The sequence below is a fragment of the Paraflavitalea sp. genome, from assembly GCF_059502485.1.
On sequence record NZ_JCACET010000008.1, the window covers coordinates 2,081,830 to 2,101,898 of the forward strand.

Annotated in this window: 13 protein-coding genes; 8 read left to right on the forward strand and 5 right to left on the reverse strand. The window is 48.0% G+C overall.

From position 1 onward, the window contains the following. Window positions 1-6 precede the first annotated feature (6 nt). The 3 genes from AC5JBY_RS11015 to AC5JBY_RS11025 form a co-directional block, all read right to left on the reverse strand. Window positions 7-3,462, reverse strand: a complete 3,456-nt coding sequence (locus AC5JBY_RS11015) for a SusC/RagA family TonB-linked outer membrane protein (RefSeq protein ID WP_495904637.1) — start codon at window positions 3,460-3,462, stop codon at window positions 7-9. Window positions 3,463-3,554: 92 nt separating this feature from the next. Beyond that, the gene (locus AC5JBY_RS11020) at window positions 3,555-4,397 is read right to left on the reverse strand and encodes a FecR family protein (RefSeq protein ID WP_495904638.1); all 843 of its coding nucleotides are present in this window, start codon (window positions 4,395-4,397) and stop codon (window positions 3,555-3,557) included. A gap of 107 nt (window positions 4,398-4,504) precedes the next feature. Then, a complete protein-coding gene (locus AC5JBY_RS11025; RefSeq protein WP_495904639.1) occupies window positions 4,505-5,098 on the reverse strand; it encodes an RNA polymerase sigma factor in 594 nt (197 codons plus the stop codon). A 145-nt stretch (window positions 5,099-5,243) separates the two neighbouring features. Between AC5JBY_RS11025 and AC5JBY_RS11030 the strand changes: the two genes are divergently transcribed. From AC5JBY_RS11030 to AC5JBY_RS11065, 8 genes are all read left to right on the forward strand, one after another. Further along, window positions 5,244-5,798, forward strand: coding sequence for a hypothetical protein (locus AC5JBY_RS11030; RefSeq protein ID WP_495904640.1), 555 nt, complete (start codon window positions 5,244-5,246; stop codon window positions 5,796-5,798). Between the two features lie 112 nt (window positions 5,799-5,910). Then, a complete protein-coding gene (locus tag AC5JBY_RS11035; RefSeq protein WP_495904641.1) occupies window positions 5,911-6,471 on the forward strand; it encodes an RNA polymerase sigma factor in 561 nt (186 codons plus the stop codon). A 10-nt stretch (window positions 6,472-6,481) separates the two neighbouring features. Beyond that, on the forward strand, window positions 6,482-8,572 hold the full coding sequence (locus AC5JBY_RS11040) for an anti-sigma factor (RefSeq protein ID WP_495904642.1): 2,091 nt from the start codon (window positions 6,482-6,484) through the stop codon (window positions 8,570-8,572). Between the two features lie 162 nt (window positions 8,573-8,734). Beyond that, entirely contained in the window at window positions 8,735-9,940 is a 1,206-nt protein-coding gene (locus AC5JBY_RS11045) for a glycoside hydrolase family 88 protein (protein WP_495904643.1), read from the forward strand. Between the two features lie 407 nt (window positions 9,941-10,347). Continuing rightward, window positions 10,348-10,956, forward strand: coding sequence for an RNA polymerase sigma factor (locus tag AC5JBY_RS11050; RefSeq protein WP_495904644.1), 609 nt, complete (start codon window positions 10,348-10,350; stop codon window positions 10,954-10,956). 78 nt (window positions 10,957-11,034) lie between these two features. Continuing rightward, window positions 11,035-12,243 (forward strand): FecR family protein, encoded by a 1,209-nt coding sequence (locus tag AC5JBY_RS11055; RefSeq protein ID WP_495904645.1) that lies wholly within the window; start codon window positions 11,035-11,037, stop codon window positions 12,241-12,243. A 133-nt stretch (window positions 12,244-12,376) separates the two neighbouring features. Next, window positions 12,377-15,595, forward strand: coding sequence for a TonB-dependent receptor (locus tag AC5JBY_RS11060; protein ID WP_495904646.1), 3,219 nt, complete (start codon window positions 12,377-12,379; stop codon window positions 15,593-15,595). 20 nt (window positions 15,596-15,615) lie between these two features. Then, window positions 15,616-17,253, forward strand: a complete 1,638-nt coding sequence (locus AC5JBY_RS11065; RefSeq protein ID WP_495904647.1) for a RagB/SusD family nutrient uptake outer membrane protein — start codon at window positions 15,616-15,618, stop codon at window positions 17,251-17,253. A gap of 166 nt (window positions 17,254-17,419) precedes the next feature. Here AC5JBY_RS11065 and AC5JBY_RS11070 read toward each other — a convergent pair whose 3' ends face one another. Both AC5JBY_RS11070 and AC5JBY_RS11075 read right to left on the reverse strand, forming a co-directional pair. Further along, the gene (locus AC5JBY_RS11070; RefSeq protein WP_495904648.1) at window positions 17,420-19,000 is read right to left on the reverse strand and encodes a family 43 glycosylhydrolase; all 1,581 of its coding nucleotides are present in this window, start codon (window positions 18,998-19,000) and stop codon (window positions 17,420-17,422) included. Between the two features lie 51 nt (window positions 19,001-19,051). Further along, window positions 19,052-20,065: an alkaline phosphatase D family protein gene (locus AC5JBY_RS11075; protein WP_495904649.1), complete on the reverse strand. Its 1,014-nt coding sequence runs from the start codon at window positions 20,063-20,065 to the stop codon at window positions 19,052-19,054. Window positions 20,066-20,069: the final 4 nt, after the last annotated feature.

The window sequence follows — 20,069 nt, forward strand, 5'->3', positions numbered from 1 at the left end:
CAAGAATTAGAATCCTACAACAAGGTTAAATCCAAATGTGCGGGTAGAAGGAAACTGTGCGATCTCGAAACCCTGCACAATGTCGCTGCCATTAAGCGTTCCAAACTCGGGATCAAACATGGGCCAGTCGGACCAGATAAATAGGTTACGGCCATATACACCGATAGTAGCACGTTGCAAACCGAGCTTTTTGGCAAGCTGTGGCTTGATCGTGTAATCGAGACGGGCCTCCCTGAACTTGATATAGTCGGTGCGGAAAGTGTTGCCCTCAGCATTATCAGTGCCCCAGTGTGAACGATAGTATTCATCGATGTCACTGGCGATCACATCATTCTTACGATACTTACCGTCAACATCCTGCACCACGCCATTACCGATGATGCCGCTGTACCTGCCCGGCAGGGTAGTGGCGAGCTTACCTTGCTCTGCCAGTTTATAGTGCATCAGAGAATGTCCTACTGCACCGTATTGCGCATCGAACAGCATGTTAAGGCGGAATTGTTTATAACTAAACTCGTTGGTGAAACCTATTTTCCATTTAGGGATGGTGTTACCGAGGTAAACAACTTCCTGGGAGATCAATGCTACGCCACTTTGTTTGTCGTAAACGATCTGGCCATCAGGAGAGCGTACATAACCCCTGCCATACATGTCACCCATGCTACCACCTACTTTGGCTACTATCTGACCGCCACCAACAGGACCGTTTTGCAGTACGATAGAACTATCAGGTAGTTCTCTTACGATGTTGGCATTGGTAGAAAATACGATATTGGTATTCCATTTGAAGCCGTTATTCTTAGAAGTAATCGGCGTGCCATTGAGCGCGATCTCCAATCCCCTGTTCAATACTTTACCAATGTTGATAACGGCATATTGATAACCGGCTGCACGATCAAGCTGGCGATTGAGGATCTGGTCTTTCGTAAACCCTGTATAGTAAGCAACGTCGACACCTAAACGGTCCTTGAACATCTTCATCGCCACACCCGCTTCATAAGTGATCGTTCTCAGTGGTTTCAGGTTGGGGTTGTTAAGTGCATAAGGGTTTTCCAGGCCGCCACCATATAAGCTACCCGCTGAAGAATAATAAAAGGCAGTGCGGTAAGGGATCATTTGAGCGCTGCCCACATTCGAAGCAGAGAAGCGGAACTTCAGGAAGTTGATGTCTTTAGGCATGGTCAATGCTTCTGAGGCAACGAAGCTCAGATTGGCCGATGGGTAAAAGAAACCGGTATTCTCTGTACGTTGGGGGGTAGCCAACGCACTGTTCCAGTCCTGGCGGGCAGTGATATCCAGATACAGCATGTTCTTATAACTGGTAGTGAGAATGCCATAAAAACTGTTGATCTCTACTTTGGTTTTATAGGGAAGCGTGATCAAAGGACCGGCAGCGTTCGCAAATGTATATACACCGGGATTGATGAGCGAGTCTGCGCGTTGCTCTTCACGGTTATACGTATTCCTCAGCGTGCTTCCTCCTCCTGTAACGGAGAACTCGAAATCCTTGTTGATCTTTTTGGTGTATTTCAACAGGAAGTCGGCGCTGGCTTCCATGGAGAAGATGCTTTGAGTACGGTAGCTACCCTTTTGGTATTTGGAGCCTGCATCATAAGGACGCTCCTGCGCACGCTGGTCATAACCCATGTCCATAGATGTGCGCATCATGAGGCTGAGCTCTTTGGTAAAATTATAAGTGGCCTGAACGTTACCCGTTACACCGTGGCGGTTCGTTCTGTTGATGAACTCGTTCACGATGGCATAAGGGTTTTCCGGGAATGAGCTGTAAGGATAGAAAATCCTTTTTCCTTCCTGACCCTTTACCCAATAATTCTTCAGCCAATCGAGGTCGGCGTTCGGTTGCCAGAAAATATACCAGTACATGATAGACTGATTACCGTATCCGCTACCCGGCAGGTTGTCGCTCCATTTGTTGGTATAATTTACCTTGGCGCTAACCTGTAGTTTTTCGTTCACCTTGGAGTTAACGGATAAGGATACTGTATTACGCTTGTAACCAGTATTAGGAATGATCCAGTTATTGCGAACATTCGTTACAGAAAAGCGGGCAGTTGTTTTATCCGTGCCACCATCCACGCTGATGGTGTTGGTGATCGTATTGCCTACATCGAAGAATTCACGGATCTTATTTTTATAGGGCACCCAGGGAGTAGCTACAGTGTCGCGACCCTGTAATCCATTGTTATATTGATAAAACATTTGACCATCGAACCGGGGACCGTAGGAAGAACTGGAGCTGGAGTTGGCGGAGCGGCCATAATCATAGTCTGCTTGCCCGTCCAGGCCAATACCATATTCCCATTGCAGATCGGGCCAGCGGTTGATCTGCTCCCAGGATACGTTGGAGTTGAGCGTAATCCCTAATCCTTTCTTTTTATTGCTGCCCGACTTGGTAGTGATGACGATGGCGCCGTTGGCTGCACGCTGGCCATACAAGGCTGCGGCGCCCGGGCCTTTTAATACAGTTACTGATTCTATATCTTCCGGGTTGATATCATTTAAGCCGCTGCCATAGTCGGCAGGCATGTTATCACTGCTGGTGCCGTAGGCTTCTTCGCCACCAATACCGGTGCGACGGCCACTGCCGTGGTTGATCACCACACCATCCACTACGATGAGCGCCTCGTTATCACCCGTCAGATTGTTTTCACCACGCAGAATGATCTTGTTGGTACCAGTAGGACCTGCGTTGGAGCGGATCATATTCAAACCGGCTACTTTACCCGAGAGCGCGTCGGTCCAGTTGCCGCTCATGGCATCAGTTAATTGTTTGCCGTCAACAGTAGTAGTGGCATAACCCAATGCTCTTTCTGCACGCTTGATGCCCAGGGCGGTTACCACTACGTTCTGCATTTGCGACTCATCCTTGATCATATCTATCTTCAGATTCTGGATTTCAGCAGCATTGAATTTCCTGTTCACAGGAAGGTAACCTACCGCTGATATTTCTACAGTGCCTTCCAGTAAAGGGATCTTTTTACTTAAGAAACCATTCTCATTAGCCACAGCAATAGAGGTCCCTTGACCAGCCTGCTTGATAATGACCGTGGCGCTGGGAACAGGTACGTCGCCCTCCATGATACTGGCCTGAAAGATCATGGTAGCCACAGTTTGTTTGATGGGCGTTTCTGATTTTTTGATCACCCAGCTATTGCCGCTGGCTGTCGCTTTAAAATTGGCAGGAGCCAGTACTTTGTTCAACAACTCTCCCACATTGGGCGCTTCATAGCTGGCTGATGTTACCCGCACGGCGGATAACTCATCATTGGCGTAAGCCAACTGCACTTTGAAGTGGCGACCAAATTCCTCTACGATCTTAGCCAGGTTACCGGCCTGGTGCCGGAACTTGAGCTGGGTACCCTGGGCCTGCACCTGCAGTAACCCTGCTGTTAGCAGCAGTACCAAAAAACTGATTCTTGCTTTTAGTTTCGCGTTTTGCATGTTTTTTACATTACAGTATAGACAATAGGTTAGCCTGCTGACCCCGCAGCCATGCGAGGCAGTGTATGGAAAAACGTTATTGAAATGATAGGTTAGTGGATATTGTAGCTCGTCAACGCATTTACTACTTTAAGGTTCTCGTTTAGCGATATGGTCATGTCCCAGGTCAAGCTAACTTTCATATCCAGGTCAATGCGATCGTGCGTTAATGTGATTCCGTAATAAGTTTCTATACAGCGTAGCAAAGTTCCCAATGAAATATTGTGCAGGCGAACATCGGTGCGCGCCCACCAGTCGGCAATAACAGGATCGATGGCCTGGATGGGACTGGTCTGTCCGATATGCGTTAACACCTGTTGTCCTGCAGTAAGCACATTCCTGCCGCCTGCATTGTCCAGCGCTACCTTCCCTTCCTTCACGGTCAGTTGAAGATCGGTCGAGTCGAGCCGGTTGATGGTGAATTCAGTACCCAGCACCGTTACCTGTTGTTTATTGACAGAAATGGCAAAAGGATGTTCAGCATCTTTGGCAACGCTGAAGAATACCGTTCCGCGGGTGAGTACGGTATTGCGTTTGTTTTTGAAATCGGGATACACACGTACAGTAGAATGAGGCGCCAGCCACAGTACAGAGCCATCTTCCAGTTCTACTTTGTGTGAGCTGTCGTTGGAAGCCAGTTCTGTCCATGATTCTACAGGTAGTTCCTGCTGCGCCCAGGGCATTTTTATAAGTACTGCTACCATAATAGCTGCTGCGGCACTAAGGCCAATATAAAATACTTGTTTCTTCTTCCGTCGGGTATGGTCGATCCGTTGATGGATACCGGTGAGCAGGTCCTGCTTGCGGTCGGCATCCATCGCGTTGGGGCGTTCCCATGCCTGCTGCCATTGCTGATCATCGTTAGGAGAATGAGTTCGTCTTGATTTACGGGGCATGAAAACGTCTTTCCATAATAGACGTTCGCTGTTAAGATCTGGTACTATACCTTTTTAAGGAAAATAGGGGAGTTAACGATTTGGTCATATTGGGGCCGTGGGCACGGTTACAGAAAGAACAACTGTACCTGTCTTAAGATCTTCACAATGCGTTGTCCCGCAGTGTGAAGCTGGTTCTTTACCGTTTGCTCACTGAGCTGCAGTTCGGCGGCTATTTCTTTCACGGAGCGCTGCTCTTCAATTTTCATAGCATAGATGCGGCGCATCTGGCCGGGCAGCTTTTCCATGGCGCCGCGCCACATATAATATACCTGCTTGTATTGGTACTGCTCATCAGGGGAGGGGGTCACTTCCTGGTGTTCGGGCATGTCATCGGTTAGGGTATACTTTCTTCTTTTGGTAGCCCGGATATGATCACTGATGCAATGCTGAACGATGGTATATAAGTAATTGCGGAATGAAGAGTGGATAACGATAGACTGGCGTTTGTGCCAAAGGCGTATGAACACTTCCTGTAATACATCATCTGCTTCTTCCGAACCATTCAGGCGCATGCGGATGTAGGTATGCACCGGTTCAGAAAAACGATTGAAGATCTCATCAAAAGCAGTTTTGTCCCCCGCCCGCAACTGCGCCAGCAACATCCCTTCATCGGGGGTAAAGTCCTGATAGTTCATATTGGCGGCAAACTTAGTATCCAAATGTAACGATGTGGCGGGAGCTATTTTACCAAATGTTTAATTTTTTGTTCAGTTGCGGTTTTATGCGTGCGAAACCCGGAACTTGGTGCCATAATTCTGCTGGTTCCTATGTCAATAAAAAGCTGTATCTTAAAGTATACAGCAGATGCAAACGATTGCGTTTCGATCTCCCCTCTATCCTCCCGAAAAAGCTACAATAGCCAGTGATCATTATTTAACCATTAATAACTCGTTTATGATGTGGGAAGATTTTTTAGCCAGCAGAAAAAAGAGGCTGGAGATACAGCATCGCATTGACCAACTCGAAAAACAGGTAACACAGGAACAAAACAAACGTGACCTGGCACAGCAGGCCTGCTTTCTCAGGAGCTTCCGGGAGAAGATGGAACAGGTAATTATGCCGGCATTCGGCAAATGTGTACAATCCCTTCACAGGTATGGTATCAAAGCACAGGAAGTAAACCGCATGAACCGGGCACATCCCAATGTGTCGCTCGACATTCGCTACGACCGGCAGAATTACTGTATGTTTTTACTGGCCCCCCTCGAAAGCGATGGCAAGGTGGCCATGCGTACGTTGATCCATAAGAACAATGAATGGAACTATGAAGATGCCACCCAGATAGATGTAGACCAGCTTTCTGAATCCCTCATCCGGGAAAAAGTGCAGGAAGCCATCGATGTACTCGATGAGCGTTAAAGAGCGATTCTCCCCCTTATTAATCAGGTCTTTATCAATATCTTTAAGAAATGTCATCCCATTGGGGTGACATTTTTCGTTTTTGACCATATATCTCTAAAACCCTGGTAAAATGGATGACCACAAGATCATTGACCTGATACGTTCCGGCAGCAACAGCAAGGCGCTGGCCGCTCTGTACAGGCATTTCCCTATGATGCAAAAGATGGTGCGTACCCACGGTGGCAGCAGGCAGGATGCCGAAGATATTTTTCAGGAAGCATTGATCATCCTTTGCACGCAGGTGCGCACGAAAGACCTGCAGCTGACTGCCAAACTCAGCACCTACCTGTTTAGCATTTGCCGTTACCTGTGGAAAGATGAGATAAAGAAACGCAAAGGACTTGCATTGACTGCTTTCGACACAGGCTTCACAGCCGCAGAAGAGGAGGCGCTGGCAGGCTTCCGGGAAACGGAGAAGCAGGCCAGCCTGGCCGAAAAAGCCCTGCAGGAGTTGGGAGAGCGCTGCCGCGAATTATTGCTGCTGTTCTACAATGGTGGTTTAAAGCTAAGGGACATTGCCACGAAGATGGGCTACAGCTCCGAAAACACCGCTAAGAACCAGAAGTACAAATGCCTCGAAGCAGCCCGCAATAGGTTGCAGGAACTGAAACAAACAGTGCAAACCCTTTAATCCTTCTGCGATGCGTAAAGAACTTGAACAAATCAAAACAATAGAAGACTACCTCGAAAACCGGTTGTCTGCCGAAGAAAAGGCCCGGTTCGAAGACCAACTGGCCAACGATCCTCAATTAAAAGAAGCGGTACAGTTGCAGCAGCAAGTAATGCAGGGCGTGCAAAGAGCTGCTTTAAAACAACAAGTACAACAGGCAGGACAACAATTCATGCGTTGGAGAAACTTTACCCGCTGGGGCCTGGGCGGTTTAAGTGTTGTCATCATTGGAGCAATAGCATTATATGTAACAATTGGTAGCGGAAAGCAGACCACTGGCTATGAAGGCACGCAACTGCCTGCTTTTAATGAAGCGGGCGAACAACTGTGGGCCGATGCTGATAAACATATTCCCGCGCAGGTGTTTACGATACAGGCAGGTAAGGATACCGTTATTGAAACTAAAAAGGGAATTGTATTGGCAGTGCCTGCCAATGGATTTCTTGACGAAGACAATAAACCCTTTACAGGCAGCATGTCACTGGTAGTAAAGGAAGCATTGGACGCCGCTACCGTCATGCAGGCCGGATTTTCTACCATGAGTGGCGATCAACTGTTGGAAACCGGTGGCATGTTTTACATAGATGCCCGGCAGGGAGATAAACAATTAAAAATAAATCCTGCTGCCGGTATTCATGCAGAAGTGCCAACGGATACCATCAGACCGGGTATGCAATTGTACAGCGGTAAACGATTACCCGATGGCCGGATCGATTGGATAAACCCTGTTTCGCTGGAAAAAGACCTGGTGGCAGTCGATATTCTTTCCCTTGATTTTTACCCGCCCATGTACCTCAAATCGCTACAGGCATGGGGCTACAATAGCAGTGATAAAGGATTCACCGATAGCCTTTATTATTCGTTGTCTCCTTATTTCGGCAAAAGGTCAGACGCAGTAAGAGCGCATGAGGGCGATTCAATAATCTGGCCGAAGTTTGATGAAGTATATATTCCTTTTAGTTATGCTGTCAGCCCTTCCACCATCCAGGCAATATGGAGCAACGAATTTCAAAATACGTTGCTGGCCACCCGTGAGTTCGAAGAAAGGATGTGCTGGATACATGCATCACAAGACAACGATGTACTTGAATTGTATATTAATAATCTGGACAGGAACCTGTGGGAGATCGATTCTATGGCTGCATTGCTGATCAGCTTTGATTATGTCAAAGAAAAGTTTGTAGCCTTTGCCGCCCGTAAAGATGGTAAAGTCAAAAAAGGTGTCACTTCCCTGCAATCCCTCCGCGATTACTACCAGGTAAGATCAAAAGCCTACCGGGCGGCCGCTATTAAAACCAATGACTCATACTGGGCAAAACAAAAAGAGCTCGACTCGTCGGCTGAGCGCAAAAGAGAGCAATACAATGACAAAGCAGTAAAACGGCAGGCAGACAATTTTCAACAGGAATTCCAGTTGAATTTGAAAGAAGCTTACCGGCAATTAGGATATGATACCAGCAAGTCATTCCAACCTCCACCTCCCGAGGTCTATCAGGTACAAGTAACCAACACTGGCTGGAACAATATCGACAGGGAAGTATTGGAAGCCACTGCAAACCGCACAACATTGGATGTTACCGACCCGGCCACCGGCAAAAGAGCCGTTATTCAATACCAGCCAGTATCGTTTGAAGTAGAGCAACCGCAACAATACGAACGACTGTATGTGTACCTGCTGCCGGATAAGTTGAGCAGCTTTATGCGGGTGGATAGTAGTATTGATGGAAAATACGCAGAGAACCTGAACGAGCTGATACAGTACAATGCCGTGGTCATTGGATATAAAGGTGAACAGGCTTTTTATTATACCCAGGCAGGCGTAAAGCCAGGCGAGTATAAAAACATCAGGTTGGAAGTGATCAGCAACGACCAGCTCAACAGTCGGCTGAACGGTATGGGAAAGCTCACACAGGCAGCAGACCTGCAAAAAGACCAGGACTATCTCCGGTTCGAGCACATCGACCAGAAAAGGATAGACAAGAACCTGGAGTCAAAAGAGTTGATCTGGAAACTGATCTATCTTATAAATGGCTGGCCATGGAGGCCGGCGGAAGAAAAATAAGATCCATATGGGTAAATATTATAACATACTGCTAAAAACAACCCATGTAGTAGTTTTGAAGGGGTGCAAAAGTCAATTTTGCCCCCCTTTTTAATGAATTATCCCCCTCCTGTTTCCCCATAGGTTGCTATTTTAGCAACCCATAAAACGATAAATGCAAGTATGAAAAGTATTAGTTGGTTAAGTTATATGTCCGTTTCCCTGTTGATGACAAGCCTTGCCTGCAACACCCCAAAGAAAGCAACCGTTTCTCCGGATAAAGCCCTTGTTCAAACATTCAATAAAGAATTTACCGATGCGGCCGCCCAGTATAAAATACTGGCAAAAGACCTCCCCGCTGACAAGTTCCCGAAGACGTATTTTCCCACTACTGGCAAACATGAATACAGCAATTCCGGCTGGTGGTGCAGTGGTTTTTACCCCGGCACGTTGTTGTACCTCCACGAGCAAACCAAAGACCAGGCTTTATACACAGAGGCCATGCGGATATTGGAGCCACTCAAAAAAGAGCAGTACAACAAAAGCACCCACGACCTGGGCTTCATGATGTTCTGCAGCTTTGGCAACGCCAATATCATGCAACCCAAACCCGAGTACAAAGAAATACTGATCAATAGTGCCAAATCACTGATCACCCGTTTCGACCCCAAAGTAGGTTGCATCAAGTCCTGGGATTCTAAAAAGGCGGAGTTCCTGGTGATCATCGACAACATGATGAACCTGGAGCTGCTATTCTGGGCCACCCAGGTCACCGGCGATTCTACGTACTATAAGATCGCAGTTACCCACGCCAATACAACCATCCAAAACCATTTCAGGCCCGATTACAGCTCTTATCACGTGATCAATTACAATCCCGAAACCGGTGCTGTACAACAAAAGCGTACCGCACAGGGCGCTGCCGACGAATCAGCCTGGGCGCGTGGACAAGCCTGGGGATTGTATGGTTTTACGGTGATGTACCGTGCTACCAAAGAGCAGAAGTACCTGGACCAGGCGAATCATATCGCGAAGTTCATCCTGACAAACCCCAATCTGCCAGCCGATAAAGTGCCTTACTGGGATTTCAATGCCCCCGGCATTCCCAACGCCTTGCGCGATGCCTCTGCCGCCGCCATCACGGCTTCGGCGCTGCTGGAACTGCAGGGATATGTAGCCGCAGATAAGAAGAAGGAGTATTTCAGCGCTGCCGAGACAATGTTGCGCTCCTTGTCTTCACCCGCCTACAAAGCGAAGCCAGGCACCAATGGTGGTTTCATTATCGAGCATTGCGTAGGCCACCTGCCTGCCAAATCAGAGGTGGACGTACCTCTCACGTATGCCGATTATTACTATGTAGAGGCAATGAAAAGATATAAGGAACTTTAGGGTTCACCCTTACTTGAACGACAGATATAAGCAGTTTTTACATAAGCAAGCAATCGTTTGGCCCCTTATGTCTATGGGGGGCTTTAAAAAAGATAATTCTTGAGATCATCACATTATAGCAACAAAGTCCTCCTCTGTTTGGGGAGGACTTTGTTATTTAGGGCATGAAATATTGCAGTGTCATAAGTTTTTACGCAATCGTTCCCGGAACAGGATGATGAAAATGGCAGATAATCTGCTTGTTCGATAGAATGTAGTCTGGTAGCGGATTACAGGCAAATGGGCATGATGCATGTGCCCTGTTGGAGGTAAGGAGCAAGGTTGGCCAAAACGATGTTGGCAGGTTGCACCGGGATAAAGAATCTGTAGCTAATTGTTACATTCGGTACAAAAGAGCGCATAGACACATGGATAGAAATGCCTCTTCTGCTAACGAAAGGCTTTTATGCCAACAGGTGGCTGCCGGAGATGAAAAAGCGTTTGCCATACTTATTGAGCGTTACTGGCGCACAATATATGGACAGGCCCTTGCTTACATCAAATCATCCCACCACGCACAGGACATTGTGCAGGAAGTATTTATAAAACTATGGGAGAAGCGTCAGGCACTAATGAATGTGGAACACTTCGACGCTTATCTCTTCATCATCGCCCGCAACCATATTATCAGTGAACTTCGTAAGAAAGTAGCCCTCCCCCTCGAAAAAGAAGTATTGGAACTGGTCAAAGAAGAAGGCGCACTGCCGGATAAGCAACTTTCTTTCAAACAATTGCAACAACATGTGGCAACAGCTGTCAATGGACTGCCTGCCCAGCAAAAGACGGCTTACTTGCTAAGCCGCGAACAGGGATTGTCCTTTGAAGCTATTGCAGGCGAGATGGGGCTGTCCAAAGAAACAGTGAAAAAGCATATCTGTCGCGCACTCAATGCGATCAGGCTATACGTGCATAACCGGGCAGGCATCAATATTTTGCTGCTCATCTTTTTCTTTATCTACCATCGCCTCCTGAAATAATTTTTAAAACGAGTACCCCTTATTTAAAATCCATGCGTCTTTAATTACAGACATAACCGCAACACCCATCCGGTCATTATGGATAATACACCCGTTGAATTATTGTTGGAGAAATACCTGTCCGGAACACTGGCGGAAACAGAACGACAACTGTTACATACCCTGTTGCAGGATCCTGCACAACGGGATAGAATAGCAGCCATTATCGACCGGGAAATGCGTGAACATGCTTTTGAAGCAACGGAAGATGATCAGCTATTGACGTTGATACAAAAGAATATCAAAGAAAAGATCCGTCATCCGGCACAAAGAGACAGATCGGCATTCTTTACTTTCCGGAGAGTATCGATAGCGGCCGCACTTGTTATGGCTGTTTTAGCTGCATGGTGGTGGACCCCAAGGCAGGCAAAGCAGGAAACAGTACAACAAACTGCAGCACCTATAGATAACGATGTTCAACCCGGTGGACAGAAAGCGGTATTGAAACTGGCAGATGGAACAGAGATTACACTCAATAACGCAGACAAGGGAACGCTGGCACATCAGGGAGAGGTAAAGGTTATCAAACAAGGCGATGGAAGCATCAGTTATGATCCTGCCCAGCAAGCAACTAAAGAAATACTCTACAATACGATAACGACACCCCGCGGTGGCCAATACCAATTGTTGTTGGCAGACGGTTCTAAGGTATGGCTTAATGCAGCCTCCAGTTTGCGCTACCCGGTGTCGTTTACAGGCCATCAAAGGAAAGTGGAATTGACAGGAGAAGGATACTTTGAGATCGCCCACAATACAGCGATGCCATTTTATGTAACAGTAAATGGTATAGAAGTGCAGGTATTGGGTACACACTTCAATATCAATGCCTATGTCGATGAACCAGCCATTCGCACCACTTTACTGCAAGGCAGTGTGAAAGTAGTAAATCGTCAATCATCAAATGCAGTACAGCCACAATCCGTAATACTTACACCTGGTCAGCAGGCTACTGTTTCCACAACAGCCAGTGAAGCCCTGCAGATCGGAGTGCTGGCGGCAAACATAGAAGAAGTGATGGCTTGGAAGAATGGGCTGTTCTATTTTAAAAGCGCCGACCTCTCCACCATCCTGCGGCAGGCAGCGCGCTGGTATGATGTAGATATCGAGAATGAAGAAATGATCGATCAACGCTTTTCCGGGCAAATATCCCGCAATGTAAATGCTTCACAGCTATTGCAAATACTGGAGCTCACCGGTAAGGTACGCTTCGGGATCACAGGTCGAAAGATCAAAGTAAAATCACCGTAAAAGAGAAAATGCAATAAGTAGTTAACCAAAACTGTACACCATCATGTTGTCGATTGCTTGCAGCAAGGCGTTGCTGACCAAACGCTTCTCCTTGTCGTGTGCCATACCGGAAGGAATTAAAAAGTGCACCATTATGAAATTAACTGCCATTCTGTTAACGATTGCCTGCCTTAATGCAGGCGCTACAACGACCGGCCAGACGGTTACCCTGCGCGAGAAAAATACGCCACTCGAAAAAGTCTTCCAGTCTATTACAAAGCAAACAGGGTATGTATTCTTTTACGCCGATGGTTTGCTCGATAAAACAGGCAATGTATCGGTAGAGGCGATCAATACTACCCTCGAACAGGCGCTTAACCTTTGCCTGGAAGGCAAGGGACTTGCCTGGTCAATCGTTGACAAAACCATCGTGATCAAGGAAAAGCCAGCGACTCCGGCACCGGAGAAGCCACTACTGCAGGTGGTGACAGGTAAAGTAGTCAATGGCCAGGCAGAACCACTATTCGGTGCTTCGGTATCCGAGAAAGGAACCAACAACAATACAATGACGAAAAACGATGGCACCTTCTCCATCGATGTGTCCCGTTCAAATGCAACACTGGTTGTTTCGTATATTGGCTATCAGACCAAAGAATTGAAACTGTCCGGACAGGCGCAGCTGTCCATCACCCTGGATAGTGCTAAAACCAGCCTCGATGAAGTGGTGATCATTGGTTATGGCGCCGTACGCAAAAGAGACCTTACCGGTGCTGTGGTATCCCTCAAAGGCGAAGAGCTGAAAGAAGTACCTTCTACCAATGTACTCGAAGCGGCCCAGGGAAAAATAGCGGGCGCTGATATCGTACGCAGCAGCGGACAGGCAGGTGCCGGTGTTTCTATACAGATACGAGGCGTACGCTCCGTAGCAGGCGGCAGCAATCAGCCCCTCATTATTGTGGATGGCATACAATACCAGCGCATAGAAGACATCAACCCCAACGATATACAATCGATGGAGATATTGAAAGATGCCTCTTCCACAGCCATCTATGGTTCCCGCGCTGCTAACGGCGTTATACTGATTACTACCAAAAAAGGCAGCAGCGGCAGAACGGAGGTCACATTTAACTCTTATGTAGGTACGTCACAGGCTACTATGTATCCCAAGGCCATGAACTTCGATGAGTTTACCGCCATGCGGCGGGAAGCCTATCGCGCAGCAGGCCTGTGGAACAGTGCTGCCGATGATCCCGTAGCATTTGCCGGTAATGGCGAGCTCAATGCCGTACAGAAAAGAATATGGACCGACTACCAAGAAGCCCTGATAAGGCCGGGATTACAACAGGACTATCAGTTAGGGCTCCGCGGCGGATCGGATAAGCTCAAAGCCTATATGTCACTCGATTACTTTAATGAAAGAGGCATCCTGCGCATGGATGACCTGAAAAGATATACGGGACGCCTCAACCTCGACTTTACCGTCAACAAGTGGATGACGGTAGGCATGCAAAGTCAATACACTTATTACAACCAAAGCATACGAAGAGACCCGCTCAATCAGGCCAATAAAGTAAGCCCATTGGGCGCGCTGTATGATTCGTTGGGGAATTTCAATTTCCTGCTCATTGACGGACAAACCGGAAGTCCATTGGCAGACCAACAACCGAACGTCTATAAAAACGCTGTACAGAATACGCGCGTACTGGCCAATGCCTATCTTGAATTGAGGCCAATGCCGGGCCTTACTTTCCGCAGTACCTTCGGGGCCAGCACTTCCAACGGAAGGAATGGAATCTATGCTTCTCCCAAATCGCTTGACAGGGGATTACAAGGCAAATCACAATCATCATACAGCATGAGCAATGGCCGTAACCTTAACTGGGAGAACGTGCTGACCTGGATCAAAAACTTTGGAGACCACTCCCTCACAGCTACCGGCGTAGCCAGCTATGTTGGCTTTCAGTCGGAAGAAGCTACCGCTACCGGTGTGAACCAGTTGTTGCCTTCCCAATTGTTCTATGCACTGGAAAATAACTCTGAAGAAATAAAGATCAGTTCCGATTTCCTCAAGTCGGACCTGGTATCTTTTGCCGGACGTATCAACTACGGCTGGAAAAATAAATACCTTCTCACGTTAACCGGCCGTACTGATGGTTCTTCCAAACTGGCCCAAGGACATAAATGGACATTCTTCCCCTCGGCAGCATTCGCCTGGCGCATCATTGATGAATCATTCATGAAGACCGTGGGCGCATTGAGCGATTTGAAATTGCGCTTAAGTTATGGCGTTGCTGGCAACGATCCGGGCAATGCTTTTATATATAGCACTCAAAGTCAGTTGCAGCGCCTTGCCTTTGGATGGGATAATGTGGCGGCACAGGCTTATACCTACTCCCGTTCTGTAGGCAATACCGCGCTTGGTTGGGAGCTGACCACCTCTAAGAATATTGGTCTCGATTTCGGTATACTGAATAATCGCATCACCGGTTCGGTAGAAGTGTATGATGCAGAAACGGATGACCTGCTGCTGACACGTGGTCTGCCACCCACTACAGGTGTCACCACAGTAGTGCAGAACATCGGTAAAACGAGGAACCGTGGTATAGAGATCACCCTCGCCACTACCAACATACAAACCAGTCAGTTTACCTGGACATCCAATATCACCTTTACGCATAACAAAGAAGAGTTTGTAGAACTGGTAACAGGTAAAGATGATATTGGTAACGGCTGGTTCATAGGCCACCCGATCAATGTATACTATGATTACGCAAAGATTGGTATCTGGCAAACCAAAGATGCTGCTGAAGCAGCAAAATATAAACAAAAGCCAGGCGAGATCAGGGTGAAAGACCAAAACACTGATGGGTCGATCGACACACAGAATGATCGGGTGATTCTGGGCACGCCCAGGCCGAAGTGGAGCGGCGGGTTCGACAATACCATCCGTTACAAAGGGTTCGACCTGAACATTTTTGTCTTTGCCCGTATGGGACAAATGATCAATGCCGACCGTTACGGCCGTTTTGATGCACAGGGTTTAGGCAACAGTACTTCGGGCATCAATTACTGGACGCCAGAAAACCCTTCTAACGATTATCCGCGTCCCAATAAGAACAGCAACCTGCTGTATCTGTCGACATTGCCCTACAGAGACGGTTCTTACTTACGCTTACGCAATATATCATTGGGTTACACGGTGCCGTCTCACTTGTTGAAGAACTCTTTTGTCAGCGGTATCAGAGCTTATGTTACCGCGAAGAACCTGTACACCTGGACGAAGGCCAACCTCGATTACGATCCGGAACGTGGCGGGTCGGAGAACTTCCCCATGACCAAACTCTTCGTATTTGGCCTCAACATTAATTTTTAATGTTCACAAAGCATCATCACATGAAACGCATACAATACTTCAACATACTACTTCTCCTGGCGATAGCCGGAACTTCCGCCTGTAATAAAACACTCGAAGAATACAACCCCGGTGGCCTCACTGCCGAATCAGTATACACCACACCGGAAGGTTTTGAAACCCTCGTTAATGCAGCATATACATACCAGCGCTGGTGGTATGGCAAAGAAGAAGGATACAATATTTCCGAAACTGGTACCGATCTGTGGACCAGTGGTAGTGGCGACGTTTACCTCGATCTTACCAAATACATCAACCTGCAGGCTGGTAATGGAGCATTGGCTTCGGAATGGCGTGAGTTATATGCCGGTATCAATCTCATTAACGGCGGACTACTTAACATAGATAAAGCAGGACTGGCTGCAACCACAAGAACAACACGGGAAGGAGAGCTGCGCTTCCTGCGCGCCTTTTACTACTGGCATATTGTAGAAACATGGGGCGGCGTACATTTCACACTGGAGAATACCAACGGTATTGTATCAACTGCCAACCGTAAGCCGGTAGATACCTTCTATGCCCAGATATTCCGTGACCTCGATGTGGCGATCAATAACCTGCCTGCCACCCAACCTCAATATGGCCGTGCCACCAAAGGCGCCGCTCAGGCATTCCTGGCGCGCATGTACCTGACAAGAGGTAAGAACCAGGAAGCATTGAACATGGCCAAAGCGGTGATCGATAACAAAGCATATCAGTTGCAACCTGTATATGCCGACCTGTGGAAGATGAATAACCTGAAGAATAAAGAGGTAGTATATGCGGTGAACTACAATGAAGACCTTGCATTGAACGACCTTTCCAATGGAGCACTGAATCCCTATGGTCATGGTCGCGGCAGCAACAGTGGGCACATGCTGTTTCTGATGAAATATGACAACTTGCCTGGCATAGTAAGAGACCTTGCCAATGGACGTCCTTTTGTACGCTACATGCCTACCCGCTTTTTGCTCGACCTGTACCCGGATGCCGACTCACGGCATGAAGGCTCCTTTTGGCAATACTGGTTTGCCAATACGGCTACCAGCCTGCTGAAAGTGGGCGACACGGCAGTGTACTGTACGGTGAAAGAGATAGACAATGCATTGGAAGCAACAAAAAAATACCAGATATACGATCGCAGCAAGACTTATAATGCCGACGGATCGGTGAAAGACAACAACCGCTATGAACAATTGTCCAAGTTCATGGACCCTACGCGTGCTAACTCCGGCGAAGCGCAGAGCGCACGCGATGCATTCGTTATTCGTCTGGCAGAAGTATACCTTATTGCTGCGGAAGCCGAATTGAATCTTGGTCACACGGATCTTGCTGCGGGATACATTAATACCATCCGTACCCGCGCTGCCAAGCCAGGCCGCACGGCGGAGATGCAGATCACGCCGGCGCAGGTAACACTCGATTTCATACTCGATGAACGCGCCCGCGAACTGGCCGGAGAACAGCTCCGCTGGTTCGATCTCAAGCGCACCGGTAAGCTCATACAAAGAGTGAAAGCATACAGCCCCGATAATGCGATCAATATCCAGGACCACCACATACTACGTCCCATACCCCAGGCGCAGATAGATGCCGTCACCAATAAAGATGAATTCAAACAAAACCAGGGATACCAATAGGTCGGGAAATACCCGTATGAGATCACTCTGATTACCTTCTTTCTCCGGTCATTTTCCATTCATCCTCCATTGATCCTCCGTTCATCCTCCGTTACAGGATGAAGGATGAACGGAGAAACAAAGGAGTTTCATTGGATATATTATGTTTAATAGATGCGCTCATCGGCTACTGTTTCACGAGCGAGAAGTCGTCGAACTGGGTCCAGGCGCTGCCGGCCGTATTGAGCGCAATACCCACTTTTACCGTGGCGCCATCAGGCACCGTAATGTTGTTGATGGTATAAGCCGTCCAGGCAGTGGTGGCCGGAAGGGCCAGCTCGTGGGTTTTTACATTATTCACATATACCTGCAACACCCGCTGGGTGAAAGTGCCGCCCGCCCTCGACCAGGCACTCACCATATAAGTTCCTGCGGCACAGTTGGTAACCGTATTTTGCATCGTGGTGGTATAAGCCGAAGTGCTCCACGTCTTCACCGCCTTGCTGCCCGAATGTATTTCTGCGGCAGCAGTGGCTATAGTGGCATTGCCTGTATACGTCCAGTTGGAAAAGTCACTTTCAAAACCGGGGTTCAGCAACAGGTTGGCGGAAACCGCACTCCAGGTGCCGGCCGCAAGGTCCAGCACCCAATCGCCACCATTGGTAGCATAAGCAGGTGCATTGATGGTGGGCACGCCGGAAGCGTCGAAGCTTAAAGGATACCAGCCATAACGACCAACGCCGCTGCCGGTAAAATTGCTCCAGCGATCTCCACAGAAGATATAAGTAGTGCCTGCGCTGCCAGTCACCGGCAATATAAAATCATGCTGGGTGTTGAAGGAATTGGTAGAAGAAGGATTAGTCGATACTAAAGGATTGGAAGTCCACGGACCGGCCATGCTGCTGGCAGTACGGTAGCGCGTTTCGCTGGAATTCCAGCCATTGCAAAGAGAAGTGAAGTAGTAATAAGTAGAACCCCGTTTGATGATGGCAGCAGCTTCCTGTACGCCTGCTTTCCAGCTGCCACCCGAAAACTCAGTATAGCTGCCGGCGACAGAGTGGGGGAGTGGTGTCATGAAATCAGTGTCCAGTTCTACGATCGCCTGCGCATAGTTTTCCTGCGGTTTGTCGAACGTGTACATGATCCAGGCGCGGTTGCCTTCTGTGTACACACCCATATCGCCCAACGAGTATAAAGTATTGCTTACATCGGGTAGCTTTTGTATCAGCTTACTGCTTTGGTAAGTCCAGGGGCCATTGATGGAAGTAGCTGTGAGGAAAGCATACCGGTTTCGGACACCTGCTATACCACTGCTGCCCCATTCAATACCCATCACATAATTGTTGTTATTGGGATTTTTGATCACCCAGGGACGGCCAACCCAACTGCCGCTGGTGAAAGGAATGCCAGCCATGCCGGGCGTTAAAGCAGCCGCCTCTTTCGTCCAGTGTTGCAGATCGTCAGAAGTGTAATGATTGATGGCATAGAACTGATAATCGCCGCTGTTGCCAAACTGCGGGCCAAACCAGTGGTATACGCCACTCTCCTGTATAATGTAACCGCCCTGCGCTTTGATCTCCTGTCCGTTCACATCCAGCCACACGGAGTTGTTGTCGATAACAGCAAGCGTGTTGGCGCTGAGCGTGATCAGCTCAATGTCGGATGCCTTTTTAGTATTGTCTGTAATGGCCGTGTCGGCATTATTCCTCGAACAGGAAACCTGTACAAGTGTTGCTAATAATAATGGATAAAACATGCGTTGTTTCATTTCAGTGGATTTGTTTATGTGATAGAATAAAGTTTAATAGTTTGACCGGAGCTAAAAGGTCGGACTGATGCGCACCGTTTCGGTGGTATAGGTTTGTCCCTGTTCCCCTTTCAGGCTGGCGGTTACTTCCAGCGTATTGTCCTTCTCGGTGAATTGTAATAACCCGTAATGCTTTTGCGTCACGAGGTTGCCAATGCGCAGCCGGTTCCTGTTCAGCGTATCCTGTGTAGAAGAGTGCGTCATACCACTGGAGGTAAATTCATAAATAGGATAGTTCACCCCGGGCACCATGACCTTGGTGAATTCACCGATATGGCGGTCACCGGTAAGCAGCATCACACCCTTTACACGGTGTGTGGCGATGAGCCGTGTAAAATGATCGAGCGAAGAAGGATAGTTGCCCCACATTTCCGTAGCATGCTCATTGGGAAAGAATTGCAGCCCGGAGCCGATGAGGTGTACATCAGCCTTGCTGTTCTTCAGTTCTGCCTCCAGCCACTTCCATTGTTGTTCACCGAGGATATCGGCTTTGGGATTAGGTATATAACCTTTCTTGTCGCGGGAAAGCGTATCCTGGTGATAGCGTACATCGAGCAGGATCACTTTCAGCTTCTTCGTGCCGATGGTATAATCATAAGAAGTATAAATGCCTTCCTGCTTACGGCGAACGGTGTTTTGCGGCTCACCCAAAAAATCCAGTGCAATTTGCTGGCTTTCCTTCTTGATACGGAAAGTCTTGTTGCCATCATTACGTCCGTAATCATGATCATCCCAGGTGCCGATGATCCTTGTTTGAGCGGCGAGCTGTTGGTACTCCGGGTTAGCCAGCTGTGTATTGTACTTGGCGCGCAATACAGCCGTATCATCCGAGTCGCCATAAATATTATCACCCAGCCATATCCAGATATCAGGTTTGTCGGCGATGATGGGTTTCCACAAAGGTTGTGGTAAAGTAGTCTTGCTGCACGAGCCAAAAGCAATGGTCAGTGTTTTGGGTGCTTCCATGAAAGCATACAGCGAAGCAATAGTCAGGAACAGCGTAAAGCTGATAGCGTAGGTTCTCATGATA